At 42.2% G+C, this 15572-nt stretch carries 29 protein-coding genes; 4 read left to right on the top strand and 25 right to left on the bottom strand.

Features of this window, described 5'->3' with window-relative positions; genetic code table 11:
* Positions 1–46: 46 nt before the first annotated feature.
* The 25 genes from EIZ58_RS32280 to EIZ58_RS32170 all read right to left on the bottom strand — a co-directional run bounded on the left by EIZ58_RS32280 (position 47) and on the right by EIZ58_RS32170 (position 12576).
* Complete coding sequence (locus tag EIZ58_RS32280) at positions 47–1453, bottom strand: Fic family protein (RefSeq protein ID WP_134705157.1); 1407 nt, start codon at positions 1451–1453, stop codon at positions 47–49.
* Entirely contained in the window at positions 1450–1788 is a 339-nt protein-coding gene (locus EIZ58_RS32275; RefSeq protein WP_134705156.1) for a helix-turn-helix domain-containing protein, read from the bottom strand. Before EIZ58_RS32275 ends, EIZ58_RS32280 begins: the two co-directional genes overlap by 4 nt.
* 145 nt (positions 1789–1933) lie before the next feature.
* Complete coding sequence (locus tag EIZ58_RS32270) at positions 1934–2278, bottom strand: ArpU family phage packaging/lysis transcriptional regulator (protein WP_134705155.1); 345 nt, start codon at positions 2276–2278, stop codon at positions 1934–1936.
* A 206-nt stretch (positions 2279–2484) separates the two neighbouring features.
* Complete coding sequence (locus EIZ58_RS32265) at positions 2485–2700, bottom strand: hypothetical protein (RefSeq protein WP_134705154.1); 216 nt, start codon at positions 2698–2700, stop codon at positions 2485–2487.
* Positions 2697–3149: a DUF5651 domain-containing protein gene (locus EIZ58_RS32260; RefSeq protein WP_134705153.1), complete on the bottom strand. Its 453-nt coding sequence runs from the start codon at positions 3147–3149 to the stop codon at positions 2697–2699. The genes EIZ58_RS32265 and EIZ58_RS32260 overlap by 4 nt, the downstream gene beginning before the upstream one ends.
* Positions 3136–3420 (bottom strand): hypothetical protein, encoded by a 285-nt coding sequence (locus EIZ58_RS32255; protein WP_134705152.1) that lies wholly within the window; start codon positions 3418–3420, stop codon positions 3136–3138. The genes EIZ58_RS32260 and EIZ58_RS32255 overlap by 14 nt, the downstream gene beginning before the upstream one ends.
* Positions 3404–3526 carry a hypothetical protein gene (locus EIZ58_RS35010; protein WP_255438501.1) on the bottom strand — a complete coding sequence of 41 codons (123 nt, stop codon included), beginning with the start codon at positions 3524–3526 and terminating at the stop codon, positions 3404–3406. Before EIZ58_RS35010 ends, EIZ58_RS32255 begins: the two co-directional genes overlap by 17 nt.
* Positions 3523–3804 (bottom strand): hypothetical protein, encoded by a 282-nt coding sequence (locus EIZ58_RS32250; protein WP_134705151.1) that lies wholly within the window; start codon positions 3802–3804, stop codon positions 3523–3525. The genes EIZ58_RS35010 and EIZ58_RS32250 overlap by 4 nt, the downstream gene beginning before the upstream one ends.
* A 55-nt stretch (positions 3805–3859) precedes the next feature.
* Positions 3860–4258 (bottom strand): hypothetical protein, encoded by a 399-nt coding sequence (locus EIZ58_RS32245; RefSeq protein ID WP_134705150.1) that lies wholly within the window; start codon positions 4256–4258, stop codon positions 3860–3862.
* 19 nt (positions 4259–4277) lie between these two features.
* The gene (locus EIZ58_RS32240) at positions 4278–4769 is read right to left on the bottom strand and encodes a hypothetical protein (protein WP_134705149.1); all 492 of its coding nucleotides are present in this window, start codon (positions 4767–4769) and stop codon (positions 4278–4280) included.
* Complete coding sequence (locus tag EIZ58_RS32235) at positions 4766–5026, bottom strand: helix-turn-helix domain-containing protein (RefSeq protein ID WP_134705148.1); 261 nt, start codon at positions 5024–5026, stop codon at positions 4766–4768. The genes EIZ58_RS32240 and EIZ58_RS32235 overlap by 4 nt, the downstream gene beginning before the upstream one ends.
* Positions 5010–5222: a hypothetical protein gene (locus EIZ58_RS32230; protein WP_134705147.1), complete on the bottom strand. Its 213-nt coding sequence runs from the start codon at positions 5220–5222 to the stop codon at positions 5010–5012. The genes EIZ58_RS32235 and EIZ58_RS32230 overlap by 17 nt, the downstream gene beginning before the upstream one ends.
* Before the next feature lies 1 nt (position 5223).
* The gene (gene dnaB, locus EIZ58_RS32225; RefSeq protein ID WP_134705146.1) at positions 5224–6522 is read right to left on the bottom strand and encodes a replicative DNA helicase; all 1299 of its coding nucleotides are present in this window, start codon (positions 6520–6522) and stop codon (positions 5224–5226) included.
* Positions 6515–6826 (bottom strand): replicative helicase loader/inhibitor, encoded by a 312-nt coding sequence (locus tag EIZ58_RS32220; protein ID WP_134705145.1) that lies wholly within the window; start codon positions 6824–6826, stop codon positions 6515–6517. The genes dnaB and EIZ58_RS32220 overlap by 8 nt, the downstream gene beginning before the upstream one ends.
* Before the next feature lies 1 nt (position 6827).
* Positions 6828–7742, bottom strand: a complete 915-nt coding sequence (locus tag EIZ58_RS32215) for a replication protein (protein WP_134705144.1) — start codon at positions 7740–7742, stop codon at positions 6828–6830.
* A gap of 75 nt (positions 7743–7817) precedes the next feature.
* Positions 7818–8744, bottom strand: coding sequence for a RecT family recombinase (locus EIZ58_RS32210; RefSeq protein ID WP_134705143.1), 927 nt, complete (start codon positions 8742–8744; stop codon positions 7818–7820).
* Positions 8737–10260, bottom strand: a complete 1524-nt coding sequence (locus EIZ58_RS32205) for an AAA family ATPase (RefSeq protein ID WP_167578107.1) — start codon at positions 10258–10260, stop codon at positions 8737–8739. Before EIZ58_RS32205 ends, EIZ58_RS32210 begins: the two co-directional genes overlap by 8 nt.
* Positions 10261–10353: 93 nt before the next feature.
* Positions 10354–10581, bottom strand: a complete 228-nt coding sequence (locus EIZ58_RS32200) for a hypothetical protein (RefSeq protein WP_134705141.1) — start codon at positions 10579–10581, stop codon at positions 10354–10356.
* Positions 10582–10760: 179 nt separating this feature from the next.
* On the bottom strand, positions 10761–10922 hold the full coding sequence (locus EIZ58_RS34075) for a hypothetical protein (RefSeq protein ID WP_167578106.1): 162 nt from the start codon (positions 10920–10922) through the stop codon (positions 10761–10763).
* 140 nt (positions 10923–11062) lie between these two features.
* Positions 11063–11278: a hypothetical protein gene (locus EIZ58_RS32195; RefSeq protein ID WP_134705140.1), complete on the bottom strand. Its 216-nt coding sequence runs from the start codon at positions 11276–11278 to the stop codon at positions 11063–11065.
* A 129-nt stretch (positions 11279–11407) separates the two neighbouring features.
* Positions 11408–11638 carry a hypothetical protein gene (locus EIZ58_RS32190; RefSeq protein WP_134705139.1) on the bottom strand — a complete coding sequence of 77 codons (231 nt, stop codon included), beginning with the start codon at positions 11636–11638 and terminating at the stop codon, positions 11408–11410.
* A gap of 4 nt (positions 11639–11642) precedes the next feature.
* The gene (locus EIZ58_RS32185) at positions 11643–11843 is read right to left on the bottom strand and encodes a hypothetical protein (protein WP_134705138.1); all 201 of its coding nucleotides are present in this window, start codon (positions 11841–11843) and stop codon (positions 11643–11645) included.
* A 10-nt stretch (positions 11844–11853) separates the two neighbouring features.
* Positions 11854–12048, bottom strand: coding sequence for a hypothetical protein (locus tag EIZ58_RS32180; protein ID WP_134705137.1), 195 nt, complete (start codon positions 12046–12048; stop codon positions 11854–11856).
* A gap of 23 nt (positions 12049–12071) precedes the next feature.
* Complete coding sequence (locus EIZ58_RS32175; RefSeq protein WP_134705136.1) at positions 12072–12290, bottom strand: helix-turn-helix domain-containing protein; 219 nt, start codon at positions 12288–12290, stop codon at positions 12072–12074.
* Positions 12291–12339: 49 nt separating this feature from the next.
* Entirely contained in the window at positions 12340–12576 is a 237-nt protein-coding gene (locus EIZ58_RS32170; RefSeq protein ID WP_134705135.1) for a helix-turn-helix transcriptional regulator, read from the bottom strand.
* A 164-nt stretch (positions 12577–12740) separates the two neighbouring features.
* Between EIZ58_RS32170 and EIZ58_RS32165 the strand changes: the two genes are divergently transcribed.
* From EIZ58_RS32165 to EIZ58_RS32150, 4 genes are all read left to right on the top strand, one after another.
* Complete coding sequence (locus tag EIZ58_RS32165) at positions 12741–13136, top strand: helix-turn-helix domain-containing protein (RefSeq protein ID WP_134705134.1); 396 nt, start codon at positions 12741–12743, stop codon at positions 13134–13136.
* 76 nt (positions 13137–13212) lie between these two features.
* Positions 13213–13851, top strand: a complete 639-nt coding sequence (locus EIZ58_RS32160; RefSeq protein WP_134705133.1) for an ImmA/IrrE family metallo-endopeptidase — start codon at positions 13213–13215, stop codon at positions 13849–13851.
* A gap of 17 nt (positions 13852–13868) precedes the next feature.
* Complete coding sequence (locus EIZ58_RS32155) at positions 13869–14270, top strand: S24 family peptidase (RefSeq protein WP_167578105.1); 402 nt, start codon at positions 13869–13871, stop codon at positions 14268–14270.
* A gap of 17 nt (positions 14271–14287) precedes the next feature.
* Entirely contained in the window at positions 14288–15466 is a 1179-nt protein-coding gene (locus EIZ58_RS32150; RefSeq protein WP_134705131.1) for a site-specific integrase, read from the top strand.
* Positions 15467–15572: the final 106 nt, after the last annotated feature.

Raw genomic sequence — 15572 nt, 5'->3', positions numbered from 1 at the left:
AAAAAAAAAACGAGCATATCTGCTCGCTAATAAATAAGATCAGTTTTTATGCAAACTGATCTCTAAATCCCTTTACTGGTGCTATTAAACTAGCTTTACTGTTTAAATAAATCATACTAGAAAGTAGCCTCTCTAAGAAAAACTCAATCAGATCTGTAAAAACCCATCCATCCGCTTTGAATAGCGCCTCTAGGTATCTAGGTTTTGAATCACTTTGGATAAATATTGGAGGAAGCCCTTTAGCCTTCAATATCGTGTTTAATAAAGCTCTAGATAACCTACCATTACCATCATTGAATGGATGGATTTTGGTCATAGTATGGTGAATGATCGTTGCCCTTTCAAGAACGTGAGAGAAAGGGAGATGTCCCATTTCTTTATACAGCGCTTCTATGTCTTTATCCAGCAAATACATTTCTTGGTCGACAAGAGAATGATGAACGGTAAGAATATGAGATCCGGTAATTTCATTATCGCTTTTTCTAAACTCACCAATAACATCTTGGTTTGGAGCTAGCTGAAACAGGTTTCTATGCAATTCTCTTATTAAGTAGCGATCAGGCATTTGCTCATTATTAACTAGATACTGGTATACAAAACTGTGTCCAACCGTTTCGACTATTGATTTGTTCTCCCTATAATCCGTATAATACCTGCTTTTATGCTGAAATAATCTCAAATCAGTACAAATTTCAGCAACTTTATTTAGCTCAATTTCAAGACCTTCTATACGATTATCATGATATACCAGCTCGTTTTGGAACCGAAGCCAAAGAGGACTAATATCACTTTGTGGGATGTAACAGTAACTATCAATAATATTGCGAAGGTAGTTCCCACTTAAAGTGTTGAGACTAAGCTCTTCCATCCTTCTTTCCGGCTTAAAGTCATAAAAAAACTCATCACTTGGTTCAAACTCTAAAAGCCTGTTGTGATGCAAGTTCCAGATTACACTTTCGAAACTAGTTCCAAATATATTGCAAAGATACAGAGCGTTTTCTGGAGGAACGAACCCTTTTTGATCCAAAAAACGCTCTGCTTCTTGAATAAAATATTTCCGTGGCATAAGCAACTCTGCAGCAAACTTATTTGCCGTTGCTTCCTTAGGGTCTTTGCTATTGATGGGACTTACACTAGCGTCATCTACGTCATAATCCCGGAGATGATGACATAATTCATGAGCCGCAGTAAACCTTTGACGACCATAGCGTCTATTACTGTTAATCGCAACAAAAGGAACGTATCCTTTTCTGTCAGAGGAATACATTCCTTCAAGGTTTTCTAATTGCATAAATCTATACTGCAGACCAAAATCCTTGAGCATTTTAAAGATATCTATAGGAAATGTTGGATCTGTATCGGCAAAGTATACCTCATGGACTTTTTCAGCAAGCTCCCTGGCGTCGCATCTATAACTGATTTTCCTGAGGCGTACTAGAAGTTCGTTACTCAACGTTCCATTTCATTTGAAAACAACTTTTGGAATGCCAGGAAATCCTCGACCTGTTGCTTGTCGAAGTCAGACAGCTCATTAGCTCTGCGAGTTAACACAAAGGAACTGGTTTTCTCTTCAGTATCAGCGTAAAAATACTTAAGAGGACAACCATATATCTCAGCCATTTTTGCAACTTGATGTTCCTCTGGAATTAACTTTCCTGACTCAATATCTACGAGTTCAGAAAGGGAGAAGGACATCAAATTGGAAACATATTCACGACTAAGATTCAATTCAGTCCGACTTTCACGAAGTCGATCATATAGAAATGTAGGACTAGACACTTGACCCATGAATACATTCCCCCTTTCTTGAACTTATCTTAACCATTTATTTAAGATTAGACAAATGTTATTTTTGACAGTTTTTGTACATCTAATACACTATATGCGATAAATCTCTTGTTCTCTACCACTATTATGTAAAATTTAAAAAAAGCTACAGTATATTCAATACTGTAGCGATATGCCTCATCACTTCATCTTTGGTATCGTAGAAGCAACTGTGGGCCATTCCTACTTGTCTCTGGATATATACGTCTTTTTGCTTATGCCTTGTGAAATAGCTCAACTCAATAATCTGACGTTCTTCGGGTGTAAGAGGAGATAGAGCTAACTCGATCAGCTTAACCTTTTTTCTTTTCTTTTCAAGGTGCTCTTGGTCATCCTGGAGATCGGCAGCGTCGACGGCCAACTTCATGGCTGGATACTTCTTCAGCTCGGTAACCGTCTTGCTATACCATTCTTCTTTTGGAATTTCCTCGAACATGACTAGCTGTTCCACTATGTTATCTCCCCTCGCTTTATGATAGAATGGACTAATCAGAGAGTTTACAGTCCTTTCGCTCATAGCGAGGGGGCTTTTTTTATGTCACTTTCTCATCTTTCAAGTTTATCGATCCTGTCCCATAAATGAGCCATGATAACACCAGATACCATAACCCAAATACCCAGGAGTAAAATCACTGCCATTTCCATTTTCTCATCCCTTTACTGTTCCTCTAATATTCCTCTCAATTTCTCAAGCGGTACGTTCTGGTACACTCCATCTACTTTCTTTTCAAACAGGATCACATTTTCCGGCCGGATCCGTTGCCTATGAAAGGTCTCTCGAAGGTCTTGCTTCGTGCTGGTGGCGAACCAGAGGCGAGATTGGCCAAGGCTGTTCTCAGCCGTTTTGTAGGTCACTCGAACGGATAAGCTCACTGGCGATAAGGGCAATCCTTGTCTTTAGCATTGGAAGCAGCGGGTACCTCCGCTTGCTGCATGGTCTGAAAAACTTCGCACTGCTTAAATTTCTTTTTGGTACAATCGGTGCAGTGGTTCCCTATCGCCAGGGATGCCATATCATAGAGAGCATGTACATCTACTCCAATGGTAGAGGGCATATTCTTATCCGGAGCAAAATGACTTACTGCAACAAACTGAGATTGCCTGGCTAGATTATGAAGCTTCGTCGCTTCCTCTTCCCCAAGAGATTTGGATAGCTCGACTAGCGCCTTTTTCATAAAGGATTTGGACGTCTTAAAATACTTCCAACCTTCTGGACCGAAGATCTCTTTAAATTTGCTTTCCTGCTGAATAAATTCATGGCATATAACTTCAAGAATGAGTAGTGACACCATCCGTTCTTTTGTAGCTCTATTTAGATACACCCGAGCACCCCCGGTCCTTAGGCTGGTCTTCCCTCATGTTGTCTGCTATCATCATTGCGAAGTTGGCCACGTCAGCTGCTTCTTTTATTACTTGAATCGGGTCCCCATTCCCGAACTGAACATCAATCATCGCCTTCATGAGCTCATCCATTTCCTGTTCCATTCGACTAATTAGATAATCTCCATCTGCTTCAGACCAATGAGCTTTATGGTCATTTTCTTGCAGCTTCTTTTCCATCTCTTCAGCAAACCACTCAAGAACTTGTCTCATCTTCTTGCTCCCTTCCTTCTCCCTCACAGTGAGGACACTCTACTGCATGCTTATCAATGCCGCCTGGCACCAATACCCCGCTGCCGTTGCACTCTTTGCAATTCACTTGGAAGCCCCTTTCACCATCTTTAGGTACTTGCTAGCTAGATAAGATATTGCTTCGTAGGAAAGATTCATCTCTTCAGCCATATCTCGGTATGTCATGCCTTTTTTCTTGAATTCCTGATATTTTTCGAGAGTAAATATTTCCCCGGGTGGCACCCCATATTTCACTCTGACCTCATCCAGCGGTAATTGAGATACGACCACTTCTCCATGGGGAATCGTGTCATGCTTAGGAAAACGAACAGGGCCCAAGTGGCTTTTTGGTATATTTGTGCTCATTAGCATCCTCCTTTAGGAAATCCCCTCCCAGGTAAGGGAGAGGACTAGTACTCTATTAAATAGCGCTGTATAGGTCATCGTCGGCTTCAGTAGAGGGTTCCTCTTGTTCCTCATCGATTTGATGTTCTTCCTCCTGCAACTCTTCGTCCATGACTTCTTCAAGTGGTTCTTCTTCTGACTCATCACCTTCAAGGTAGTCATCAATGTTGGTTTGTCCAGCAGGTACTTCAACTTCACCACGGCTATTAAGGGTATATTCCTTGCCCTTATCCTCATCCTTGACGATGATAGCTCTGGCCTTCACGGTGACTTCCACATTGGTTCCAATCATGTCATTCAGGTTAGCGAGCTCTTCACGCTCAATTTCTTCAGCATCAAACTTGATCACCAACTTGGTCTTACCGTTTTTCACATCTGCTACAGTTGCTTCAAAAGTGGACTCCACAATACTCATCTTTCATTCCTCCAATGGGTTAATTTTTATTTATTTTTTTAAGAACCTCGTCCTGAGACTTAATTCGTTCTACCGGTTCATGTTGGTACCGAGCGATCTGGGCAAGTACATAAGCATCAGTGATGTTATTAGACCTACTTTGAAACCCCCACCGCTTGTACACCTCAACAGCAATCATCTCTTTCTTGGCGTTTCCCGCTGCTCCCGTAAACTTTTTAAGGGCTGTCGGGGCGACTAAGTAGAAATGGATTCCCTTTCGCCACAAACCGCAGCGGATAAGCCACCCAATGCCACCAAGCTGAAAACCTCTTTGAGAACCAAAACCAAAATCCTCAATAGCTACCTGGTCGTTAACCGGGTCAATCCTTTGGATGACTTGTTTCATCATCTGGAACATACTTTCAGGCGTATCACACGGATAGCAAATCTCTTCCTTGGCTAATACCTCGCCATCTGGTGCTAGTCTTACAAAACCTGTCTTGGTGGACAGATCCAATCCCACATAGTTCATTGACTTCCCCTTCCCCACATGCCACCTGGCCGCGGATCAATAAATCCTTTCCTGCAGCGGTCTAAGATGAGCACAACCAGTTCGTCAGGATCCCGGTCAAAGTTTTGAGCGATAAGATGAATAGGAATCCCTGTATTCCACATATCATCAACCATTAGGACGTCCTTCTCATCCCATACAAAGTCCATGTCTTCAAGCGCTGTATAGATCATCTTCCTTCGATGTTTGCAGTGATGTTTTTCAGGATGGATAACCACTCTTTTTCCTCCTCTCCTCCGCGCTAAGTTCCACCAGCTGCCGGATCTCCTCTGGCGAATCATTTTGCATATCCTTGACCTCTTTCATGTAGGACACATATTCCGCTTTCGTGATATGGCCGTTTTGTAATCCAATCATCAAGGAACGAACAATCACATCCGCTAATTCCTTTTTTATCCTTGCTTCTTCATCCATCCTAGTCACCTGTCTTTGTCAGGTTTACGAATTTATTAAACTCTTTAAGAAATGCTAACTTAATAGTTCCAGTCGGGCCATTGCGGTGTTTGCCGACGATAAGCTCAGTAATGTTCTTTTCTTCCGTATCTTTGTTGTAATACTCATCTCGGTAAAGGAAGGCTATCAAGTCCGCATCCTGTTCAATCTGACCAGATTCCCGCAAATCTGAAAGCATTGGTCTTTTATCCTGGCGCTGTTCCACCGCTCTGCTAAGCTGGGAAAGAGCAATGATAGGGCAGTTTAAATCCCGGGCCAGTATCTTTAACCCTCTGGAAATCTCACCGATTTCTTGCACCCGATTCTGTCCATTCCCGTCTCCTTCCATCAACTGAAGGTAATCTACAATGACTAGCATGGGCAGGTCTGGATGTTGCTTTCTTTTCGGTATCAATTGGCTTCTCATCTTTTGGATGGTCATTCTAGGATCATCATTGATCTCCAGTGGAAATCGATTGATAACACTCATCGCATAGGTGAATTTTCGCCAATCATCATCTGAGAACATCTTGTTTGGATTTCTCATTTTGCTGGACTCGATGTTACCTACTGAGCAGATCATTCGATTCATCAAGCTCTCCTCTGGCATTTCTAAGGAGAAAATATCAACCATGGTCCCGCAATCTGCAACGTTACTGGCTAGATTAAGAACAAAGGCTGTTTTCCCCATTGATGGTCTGGCTGCCAAGATAATCAGATCTTGATTTTGAATTCCTCCGGTCATTTCGTTGAGGTCGTGATATCCAGTATGTATCCCCGTCAAGTCCCCTCGATCCTGGTTGGCTTTTTCATAAATCCTCATAAGGAGCTCTTTAAGATCGAATTTCCTTTTCTGGCCTACCTCGTCTATTTTGGTAAGAGCCGTAATTCCTCGAGTGATAACGGATAGGTCTTTATCCATCTCCGCCATTTTCAACATCTCGTAGGCGATTTTCTGTGTCCTTCTGAGCTTCCAGGCTTCAATGACCGCATTCTCGTAAGTCCTCCAAGGTTCAATCGATGGGATGGACTGTTCTAGATCTGTCAGGTAGGTAATTTCTCCAATGTCCTTATCCATGAGTTCCAGAGCTACCGTACCAAGATCGACTAATTCCCCTCGCTCATCGATCGTCTTCATCGCTTCAAAGATCGTTTTGTGTGCCGGTCTGTGAAGCTGTTCTTGCGTTAGGTTGACCTCTTTGATTAGTTCCCCTTGTTTTAAAAGGCAGCCAAGGAGGTACTGCTCAGCAGGTATGTTTGTAACAGGATTAATTTCAACCATTTAGCATCTCTCTTATCTCCTCGAGGGCCTTCTGAGCAACCTCAGGGGTAGCTGCATTCTTTCTCCATTCGTCGATCTTCGTAAGAAAACTTTCTTCCTCTTTTGGCGCATGATCCATGATTTCTGAAGGTGTAGGGATAAATCTTTCATTCTGGATATGTCTCTTAAGGTTTGCTCTCACTTTTTCATAATCCTGATGCTCTAGGATGTCCGTCCAATCTTCTAACTTGTCCTCTGAAACTTTGAAATTAGGATAAGCATTAGCCATTAGGGAAAATAGTTTTAACACTTGATTTTTAGTCATCTCACTCACCCTGATATTTTTTCTTTAGTTCATCCAAAGCTGATATGTTATTTCGTGGAGTGTAGCTGGGTTTTTGTTGCTTTCTTGCTTCAAACGCTTGGATATGAGCTTCAACATCGCTTAAGTTTTTTAAGGCTGCGTTGTTCCAATCTCGAAGAATCGAATCAACATACTTCCATCTTCTTGAGTTTCTGAGTAACGCCTCTTTCATTGCTCGGATGATAATTATTTCAGGCTCATCGAAAAAGTTACCGTCAAACCAGTAATTTATTTCATCTGCGATATATGGCGATAAGGTCCCAAATCCATTCGTTTCGTAAAAGACAAATGGATTGTGATTTTCCTCTTCTTCTTTATATTTAATATTGTTTTTAATAATGTATTTAGACCCCTCTTGAGCCTTAGAGCCGCAAGGGTTTACGGGACCCTCGAGTTCCCTTTTTGGTAACTCATGAATTACCTTTTTGGTAACTGTAGAGTTACCTTTTTGGTAACTTTCGTCTGTTAAAGTTACTGTTTTGGTAACTGGAAAGTTACTGTTTTGGTAACTCTTTTTACCGATATTTTTGTGAATCAGACTCTTGAATTCTTCCTCATTCCACCCTTTAACTGGACTAACTTGCCAGACCTCATAGTCCTTATTGAAGGTAAAAGTCATCTCCTCTTTGTTCCAAAAAATGACTTTGCACTGTTCTAAAAACACCAACTCAGTTCTAATGTGAGTCCTACCTACTCCACATAGTTCAAAATCCTTTAACTGCGGAATATATGCGTATTTACTCTGACAGCCATAGGAAAGGCGAAGGATAAGATTAAGGATCGCTGTCTGTCGTTTTGAAAAGTCCCTGCGGATAACTTCATCCCATATTTCGTTCGATATCTTGATAAAACCATTCTCTATTTGTGGGTTTGCCACCTCACCACCCTCCTTTTAGGGATAGGGTTTAGCCGGATCGGCTCCGGGGCCTAGCTCAGACATTATGTAGCGGAATTAGATCGCATCATAAATGCTGTCAGCATCTTTTGTTAGGTCTCCAGTTGGTTGTTGCTCTTCTAACTTCTTAGTCTCAAATTCTAGCAATTTGGACAACCCTACTAAATCCTGAAGAGTAAGCTCATCAACCTTTTTTCCTGGGACCTTCTCCTTGATGAAATTCGTTACATCACTTTTCTTCCATCCAAGCAGGTCCGTTTGACCTTTTATCTTGGCCCATTGACGTTCCATCTCTTCAGTCTTATCAACGCTACTATCTGCGCCTGTGACGATGACTTGAGGCTGAGGAGTAATGTCACCCATATCAACCCTTTGACGTTCGCTATAGGACCCAACCTTATCTAAAGCTCCTTGTTGAGGAGATCCCTCGTCATCCAGCTCTAACTCAATTCCAAACTGAAGTTTGCAAGCCCGCTTGATAGCATGCTTTTGAATCATATCCTCGAAGTTATTCGTCCACATTGCTTTGTTAAAGCCAGTCTTGTAGTTTTCCACTTGATCTGAGGTAATGAGAACCAAGACATTGGGGAATCCTTTTCTCTTAGCAATACAGTAGGAACCAACAGTCTGTCCACGGACCATACTCTTAACCTTATGAACGACAGTCCCCTCCGCAATATCAGCCTCAAATTCATCATTCTCTTTTACTACCGCGGCAACGATACCATCAAAGTCTTCGCGTCTTCTGGCGATCGCTTGAACCCCTTCAGCGCTGATCTGAATCGTTGGTTTACCACCCATCTTGATAAAGTAAATCTGATTGGTGAACGGATTAAGCTGAGCGTGATTACAGACCTCTACAAACATTTGGAACTCTTCATTTGTGGCATCCTTGGCGATCGTCGCTTTCAAGGTAGCCAACTGCTTTTCGTTAAACATGGTGACAGCTTGACCTGCTATGCTTGTAGTTGGTAGATTACTCATTACCTTCACTCACTCTCTCAAATGATTTTGCTGTTATTTCAAACGGTGTATTAGCCACCCTGGCTAGGATCAGCTGTCCTAATGGCTGAGTAAATCCTCTGTCGTCAATGGACTCGCTATTGTCCACGAATACCGGAAGAACCAAATCAGCCTGTCTCATGAACACCTCTGATATCTCTAAGCCAGCGCGGATCTGCTCCGCTTTGGATAGATCCCGGTAAGCTACCCCACCACGCTCAACCACAAAGTCGATTTTCTCTTCACCGTTCTTCTGCATGGTGGTCAATCTAATGTCCAAGGTAGAGAATACTTCTTTCAGCTTGGCAGCCATTAACTCAGCGCGCTTAGCTCGGAAGATCTTAATCGAGTCTGTAATTCCTAGAGAGATATTTCGTTCCTTCCGGACCGTCTCAGCATCTGCCTTCGCTTTCTCCCATTGATCGAAGAGCTTGAACTTGCTCTCTGCTAAGGACTGCTGTTCGATAAGCCGGTTAATCTCTTCTGATACTTCAGCTGGATTCTGTGGAGCTGGAGGAACAACAAAGGTGTCATGCTGTTCTTTGATGGCCAGGTTCTTTGCCTTTTGCTCGAGCAATCGATTTTTTCTATCGATGAGATCTTGCTCGTGCTTGCCTATCAACTCCAGCCGCTGCTCATCATTCAAAGGGTTCCCACAGTGATTGCATGTAGTGTCTATCTGCTCAAGCTTAAGTTTGTTGTAGACTTCCAGGTCAGCTTTGAAACGTTCAGTCCGAGTATCGTAATCATGGAGCAAGAAATCCTTTTGCTTAATCGCCCGGGTATGTTCATCCATGAGTGTCTGGTAGTTCTGGATCACCGCTCGCTTCTTCTTGATCTCTTGAATGATTTCCTCCAGATTAAGACCTGCGCTTTTCTTCTCCGCTTCGTCCAGCTGCTCTTGAAGGGTCTTCACCCGAGCCTGGGAGGCAATGAGCTCCTTATCCTTTTTGTTATAGGTGTCTCGATGAATCTTCTCGAGATCATCTAGGCTATGCTTCTTGAGTAAGGGCTCCAGAACGGTTTGATCAACCTTTGTCATGGTTGCAAGGACTTCAGCATTGGTTGGCTCTGTTACGTACTGGAGAAGCTGCTTCCGCTGATCCTCCCACTTCTGAGAGCAGAAGAAGGTTGGGTTGAAGATGGAAAGGAAAAGCTCTTTACTCTTGAAGATCTCCTCAACCAGATCCTTGAACTTAGTAGCTGATTCAGGCACTTCATTGATATAGTACTTGGCTTTCATCTTGGCTAGCTCCCTTTTGAGGAGTAGATCCTGCCCATCAGCTGAAAGAAGAAGCTCAGCCGATACGATTTCAGCCTCCCGAGTAGTAGGAGTAGGATCAAATTTACTGGAAGCACTCAAGTCGATTCCATAGAACAGCCAAGTGACTGCTTCCCCGATGGATGTCTTCCCAGCTCCGTTCTGCCCTGAGAAAGTAGTCATGTCACCGAAATCAAACTCCGCATACTGATGGTCTTTGAAGTTCTCCAGGGTCATCCTTTTGAAAAAAACTTGCATATTCACACCACTTTCTGTATTTGATTGTCAAAGATCGTGTATACTAGGGTTAAGTAATTTTGGGAGAGGTTATTACACCTCCGCTAGGGCTCCGGGTGCCACCGGGGCCTTTTCCGTTTCAATTGGTAAATAACTTGTCGGGACAATGTCCACTTTGCAACCAATCTTCTCTAGGGCTTTGAAGGCTCCGAATTTCTTCAGGATGTCAAAGCATCCTTCACCAAATTGTTCAAGCGTAGGATTTTGCATAGCCAGGCTAATCATCTGCTGGATAGCCTCTTCTCGATCTGCTTTTTTCATATGTATCACCTCACATTCTTGGTGCCCTATTGGTGCCACCTCAAGAGCCATGGTCATCGAAGGAAGGAGTGGAGGAAAAACCTTCTCTCATGGCCCTTGAGGTAAAACCAAATTGCTTTGGATTTTACCGTTTGTTATACTTAACTTGTCTGATGTTGAGTTGTAAGGGATGGCCGTTGCTATTGACCGATAGCAGCGGCTTCTTCATTTATGTACCCCTCGTAATCTACTAATCTAGTCTCATAATCTAGCGCAGCTTTAGGGTCACGTGCTGCCAAAGCCTCCATTTCTTGCTCCTGTGTTGCTTTCAATACTTCCGCTAATTTTTGATTCCAATTCATGTTTTACCCCTCCAAATTTGTTTTTTCAGCTAATGTGAAAATCGTTGTAATTGCTAAACCTAAGAAACCGTCTAATACAAAACCATTTGCCCAAGCAATCCCTGATAAAGTCGCAACCAGTAAACAGAGTACTCGCAGCATCATCCCTGTATTCCGCTTACCAGCTGGAGCATGCATTTTCGATGCTCACTTTTAATTTGAAATAACTTCTGCTCCAGGTTCGCTATGTTATCCTCAGCAGTTTGAGCCTTTCGAATGGTATCCCAATTCCAATTGATTTCTGACTGTAGCTTAACCATTTCATCTTCTAGGCAACGGGTATGTGCCATCAACTGCGTTTTACTCATTGACTTCATGTTGTTTCCCCTCTCGCAATCTCTTAATCTAGTGTTTGCCTTTCGACCAAATCTCCCCGAACACAGCACTTTCGACGGAAGGAATCGACAAACTTTGGGTAAAAAATTGCTACTCACTTTTGTGAGTAGTTAAGATTGTCTTTGCTCTTCTTTCCATTGCTCGAATCCTTCCAGGACCCAGACAGCCTCATTAAGTTTTTGCTTAGGAGATTTGTAGAGCCTTGAGTCACTCGTAAGGATGCTTTCCATTATTCCTAGCACAAATGGGTAAGCATCAAAATTCCAATCACCCTTGTGCTTGGCTTTATATTCGTCTAACCACCCCTTAACCTTTTCAATGCGTTCATCTCTCGTAAACATGCATTCACCTCGCTTCCTTCTGACGATATTCATCTATTGCTTTATTCACTGCTCTCAGAGCTTCCTCAGTCCTTCGGATCGCATTGGTAGTTACGAAATAGGGTGATGAATCCGGAAAGTGCTTGATAGGTTGAAACTCATTTTGCAATTTCCTCAGATGCTCTTGAACGATAATCTGAATGTGCTGCAGTTGGTATAGGTTCATACAATGTCTCCTAGTCTAATTGGTTAATGTAATAAATCGCTAAGGATAGTGCATCAAGAAACCCCTGGTTATAGGCTGCCTTCTCCTCGTCTTCGATCACTCGTCTGGGTGGGAAACCCTCGGCAAGAACTTCTTTACCTACCTGTGATAGCTTCTCTACCACTTCCCCAGGGGTGAAATCTTGTAACTTTGGTGGTGTATTCATGGTCATCACCTTCCTGAATAGGATTAACTAACCACACTTTTTGCCTTTTCCTCTTTTCGAGATTCCATCCAACGAATGAAATCCTGCTTATCTACTCTTTTGGAGTTCCCTACATCGAAGTTACGGATCCCTCCAGCTGCTTCACTCATTTGAAAGAGTTCATAAACCCTACGACGAGAGATATGTAGGTAAGAGGCAATATGTTGAGCGGTTAGAACCTCGGGTAAATCACCAAGTCCCATTTAAATGCTGACCCCCTCTCATTACTTGTTGGAAAAAAGCAGATACTAACTACGCAGTTGATGATTCCAAATCGCACGTATTGTTGTTTTCATCATCAAAAAAAATATCATCAACGGTAGTTTGGAGTGCATCGGCTATTGCTTTTGCTGTATTAAGTTCTGGAGTTCTTGCACCAGTCTCATACATCCCGTAAGCACTAGTTGTACAACCGATAGCTTCTGCAACGTCTTTCTGTAATAATCCAAGTTGTTTTCGTCGCTCAATTAGTCGGTTACGTTTATTCACTTATCTCACCTCACACAACACTTTGTGTTATTTGTATTCCCATATTAAAACAACAATATGTGTTATGTCAATAACTTTTACAACAATTTGTTTTATTAATTCTCACACAGTGTTGTTTGTGGTATTCTATCTACAACGTTGTGTTGTATATAGGAGGTGACACCATGTCGATCGTTGGGAAAAAAATACGTTCTGAGAGAAGTAAACGGAAGTGGAAACAAGAAGAGGTTGGCAATTTTCTCGGAGTTTCAGGCAGTGCCATCGGAATGTATGAGCGTGGGGAAAGAAGCCCTGATAACGAGATGTTAAAAAAATTTGCAGACCTATTCGAAGTGTCCATCGATTACTTGTTGGGAAGAACCAATGATCCGACGCCTCCTCAAGACGGTGATGAACCACCTCTATCACCAAAAGAAGAGCAGGAATGGTTAAACATCGCTAAGGAACTCAGCAAAGATGAATCCATGTTCTTTTATCAATTCCATAAGGCTCCTAACAAGAAAAAGCGCCAGCTCATAAAATACTGGGAACACATCTTGATGGATGACGAGGATGAATAGCACAGCCCAATCGGGCTTTTTATTTCAGATAAAAACAGAACAAATGTTCTATTTTAGAGGAGAGAGAACTTAGGATATGAAGGACTATCAACTTCAATCAGTGGATTGCGCTATTAAATTACTGTTAGATCAAGCTGGCTTTGACCGTCCTGAAAGAATTAACTTAGAAACTTTATGTGGTTTCTTAGGCATTAAATTCAAATACACTCCTGCGTCCTTCTCTTTAACAAGGACTAAAAATGGGGAAACTAAAATCTTCGTCGCTAAAGATACAGATTATTTCGAGCAACGAAAGCAATTCGCTCATGAAATTGGTCACACTCTTAGGCATGGTGGTGTCCAGCTGGCAGCAACAAAGGAATATGAAGAGTACCTGGATCATCAAGCAGACAATTTTGCTGAACGCTTATTAGTACCTACCCATCTATTGGCTCAATTAGACTTTCCTGACGACATGAATGCAGCAGTGGGAATCGTTGCAGAAATATTTGATGTGGATCTAGATCTAGCCAAAAAGAGACTAAGGGAGTACCTTGATAATCTCTTTGTATATGAAGCTGATGAGAAACTTCACGAGGTTTTGTATAAACGTTTCCTGTATCAATACATGGGGTATTACTGGCGGCACGATCCGCAAGATTCAAATATTGTCTATCTTTACTGCCGTGGTAAGGGATTCGTCAGAAAATTATATATAGAGGGGTGTTATTCATAATGTTGCCGTTAATTAGGATGCCAGTCTGGGAATCAGTATCTGCTGAAGGGCTTGACCCTGTTGATCAATTCCCTTTGGATATTTGGTTTGAGTTTAGTTTCGCAATCGAGGTGACTGATGATGGATTCGAAGAGATCGGGATAGAACCAGGCGATATACTCCTTTTTAGAGAATGTTCCTGGCCAGATCGTAACGGAGAAATTGTGCTTGCAGCTTATGAAGGCGAAGACTTCTATCTTAGGGTGCTCGAGCAAATTGATACTTATGGGCCCGTCATTTACCTACGAGGAACCGGAGACGTACCCCTGATAAAAACAACCAAAGACAGCATCATAGTAAAAGGAACTGCCCATTACTTTTTTCAAAGAAGCAGCAGTGAAATTAAGAAGGTAAACACTGAAGCTGCCCTTCCCTTTTAACATCTGGAGGTGACATCATGAAAGGATATTTTCGTAAACGTGGCGATAAGTGGTCCTTTACCATTGATATAGGTATAGACCCCAAGACCGGTAAAAGAAAACAGAAAACGAGTAGTGGATTTAAAACAAAAAAAGAAGCCCAAGCAGCTGCTGCAGCTCTCCAGCATGAATTATCCTCAGGTACCCATATTGATGAAACGGATATGATGTTCAAGGATTTTGCTGAGGAATGGCTATCTCTTTATGAAAAAACCGAGAACGTCAAAGAAAGTACAATTCGGGTACGGAAACATGAAATTAAACGCCTGCTGGATTACTTTGCTCACATTCGTATAAAAGACGTAACCAAGAGAATGTACCAGGAAGCATTAAATGGGCTTAAGGATCGGGGCTATGCAGATAACACGGTCGATGGGGCTCACAGCACAGGTCGAATGATATTTAAGAAAGCAGTTGAGTTGGACCTGATCAAGACAGATCCGACTGAATTTGCTAAGGTGCCAAAGACTAAGAAGACAGTCGAGGAACTCGAACAGGAAGTTGAGGATGAAAAATACTTGGAGAAAGAAGAGTTGGCAATTTTCCTCAGAACTGCAAGGGAGAAAGGATTGGATCGGGATTACCCCATCTTCATGTTATTATCCTATACCGGAATGAGAGCTGGAGAATTATGTGCTCTGAAGTGGAAAGACATCAACTTTAAGGAAGGAACCATAAGCATCACTAAAACGTACTACAACCCAACAAACAACACCAAAAAATATAAGCTCCTACCGCCTAAGACTGTCAACTCTAAGCGTACTATTGATATTGATCCTGTGGTCTTGGCGGAACTAGAAACCCACAAGGCCAGACAAAATAAAATTAGAATGAGGCACCGGGATACCTATTATGACCATGATTTTGTCATAGCCAAAGAAAGTAGATATCCTGGATATCCAGAGTTCATCAAGACGATTGAAAACCGCATGAGCCGCCTGTTAAAGCTTGCAGGATTAAATGAAGAGCTTACCCCTCACTCTCTTAGGCATACCCATACTTCGTTGCTTGCAGAAGCTGGAGTGGGCTTGCAAGAGATTATGGATAGGTTAGGTCATAAAGATGATGACACGACAAAGAACGTTTATCTCCATGTTACTAAGACCATGAAAAAAGAGGCCGCCCACAAGTTCGGTGAACTCATGAGAAGCCTCTAATTTTTTTATTCCTCATTGTGGTCAAAATGTGGTCAAACCAACATTTTGATTTCAAAAACCCCTATATATCAAGGGATTTCTGGGCTGACTACATCATGCCGCCCAT

This window comes from Ammoniphilus sp. YIM 78166 (genome assembly GCF_004522215.1).
In the GTDB taxonomy this organism is placed as follows: Bacteria; Bacillota; Bacilli; order Aneurinibacillales; family RAOX-1; genus YIM-78166.
This window is presented reverse-complemented; position numbering and strand designations above follow the sequence as displayed.

Bases quoted from the DNA above. Each gene is read 5' to 3' on its own strand.
- EIZ58_RS32275 (WP_134705156.1), bottom strand. From the start codon at position 1,788: ATGGGTCAAGTGTCTAGTCCTACATTTCTATATGATCGACTTCGTGAA.
- EIZ58_RS32255 (WP_134705152.1), bottom strand. From the start codon at position 3,420: ATGAGACAAGTTCTTGAGTGGTTTGCTGAAGAGATGGAAAAGAAGCTG.
- EIZ58_RS32250 (WP_134705151.1), bottom strand. From the start codon at position 3,804: ATGAGCACAAATATACCAAAAAGCCACTTGGGCCCTGTTCGTTTTCCT.
- EIZ58_RS32245 (WP_134705150.1), bottom strand. From the start codon at position 4,258: ATGAGTATTGTGGAGTCCACTTTTGAAGCAACTGTAGCAGATGTGAAA.
- EIZ58_RS32240 (WP_134705149.1), bottom strand. From the start codon at position 4,769: ATGAACTATGTGGGATTGGATCTGTCCACCAAGACAGGTTTTGTAAGA.
- EIZ58_RS32230 (WP_134705147.1), bottom strand. From the start codon at position 5,222: ATGGATGAAGAAGCAAGGATAAAAAAGGAATTAGCGGATGTGATTGTT.
- dnaB (WP_134705146.1), bottom strand. From the start codon at position 6,522: ATGGTTGAAATTAATCCTGTTACAAACATACCTGCTGAGCAGTACCTC.
- EIZ58_RS32220 (WP_134705145.1), bottom strand. From the start codon at position 6,826: ATGACTAAAAATCAAGTGTTAAAACTATTTTCCCTAATGGCTAATGCT.
- EIZ58_RS32210 (WP_134705143.1), bottom strand. From the start codon at position 8,744: ATGAGTAATCTACCAACTACAAGCATAGCAGGTCAAGCTGTCACCATG.
- EIZ58_RS32205 (WP_167578107.1), bottom strand. From the start codon at position 10,260: ATGACCCTGGAGAACTTCAAAGACCATCAGTATGCGGAGTTTGATTTC.
- EIZ58_RS32200 (WP_134705141.1), bottom strand. From the start codon at position 10,581: ATGAAAAAAGCAGATCGAGAAGAGGCTATCCAGCAGATGATTAGCCTG.
- EIZ58_RS34075 (WP_167578106.1), bottom strand. From the start codon at position 10,922: ATGAATTGGAATCAAAAATTAGCGGAAGTATTGAAAGCAACACAGGAG.
- EIZ58_RS32195 (WP_134705140.1), bottom strand. From the start codon at position 11,278: ATGAAGTCAATGAGTAAAACGCAGTTGATGGCACATACCCGTTGCCTA.
- EIZ58_RS32190 (WP_134705139.1), bottom strand. From the start codon at position 11,638: ATGTTTACGAGAGATGAACGCATTGAAAAGGTTAAGGGGTGGTTAGAC.
- EIZ58_RS32185 (WP_134705138.1), bottom strand. From the start codon at position 11,843: ATGAACCTATACCAACTGCAGCACATTCAGATTATCGTTCAAGAGCAT.
- EIZ58_RS32180 (WP_134705137.1), bottom strand. From the start codon at position 12,048: ATGAATACACCACCAAAGTTACAAGATTTCACCCCTGGGGAAGTGGTA.
- EIZ58_RS32175 (WP_134705136.1), bottom strand. From the start codon at position 12,290: ATGGGACTTGGTGATTTACCCGAGGTTCTAACCGCTCAACATATTGCC.
- EIZ58_RS32165 (WP_134705134.1), top strand. From the start codon at position 12,741: ATGTCGATCGTTGGGAAAAAAATACGTTCTGAGAGAAGTAAACGGAAG.
- EIZ58_RS32160 (WP_134705133.1), top strand. From the start codon at position 13,213: ATGAAGGACTATCAACTTCAATCAGTGGATTGCGCTATTAAATTACTG.
- EIZ58_RS32155 (WP_167578105.1), top strand. From the start codon at position 13,869: ATGCCAGTCTGGGAATCAGTATCTGCTGAAGGGCTTGACCCTGTTGAT.
- EIZ58_RS32150 (WP_134705131.1), top strand. From the start codon at position 14,288: ATGAAAGGATATTTTCGTAAACGTGGCGATAAGTGGTCCTTTACCATT.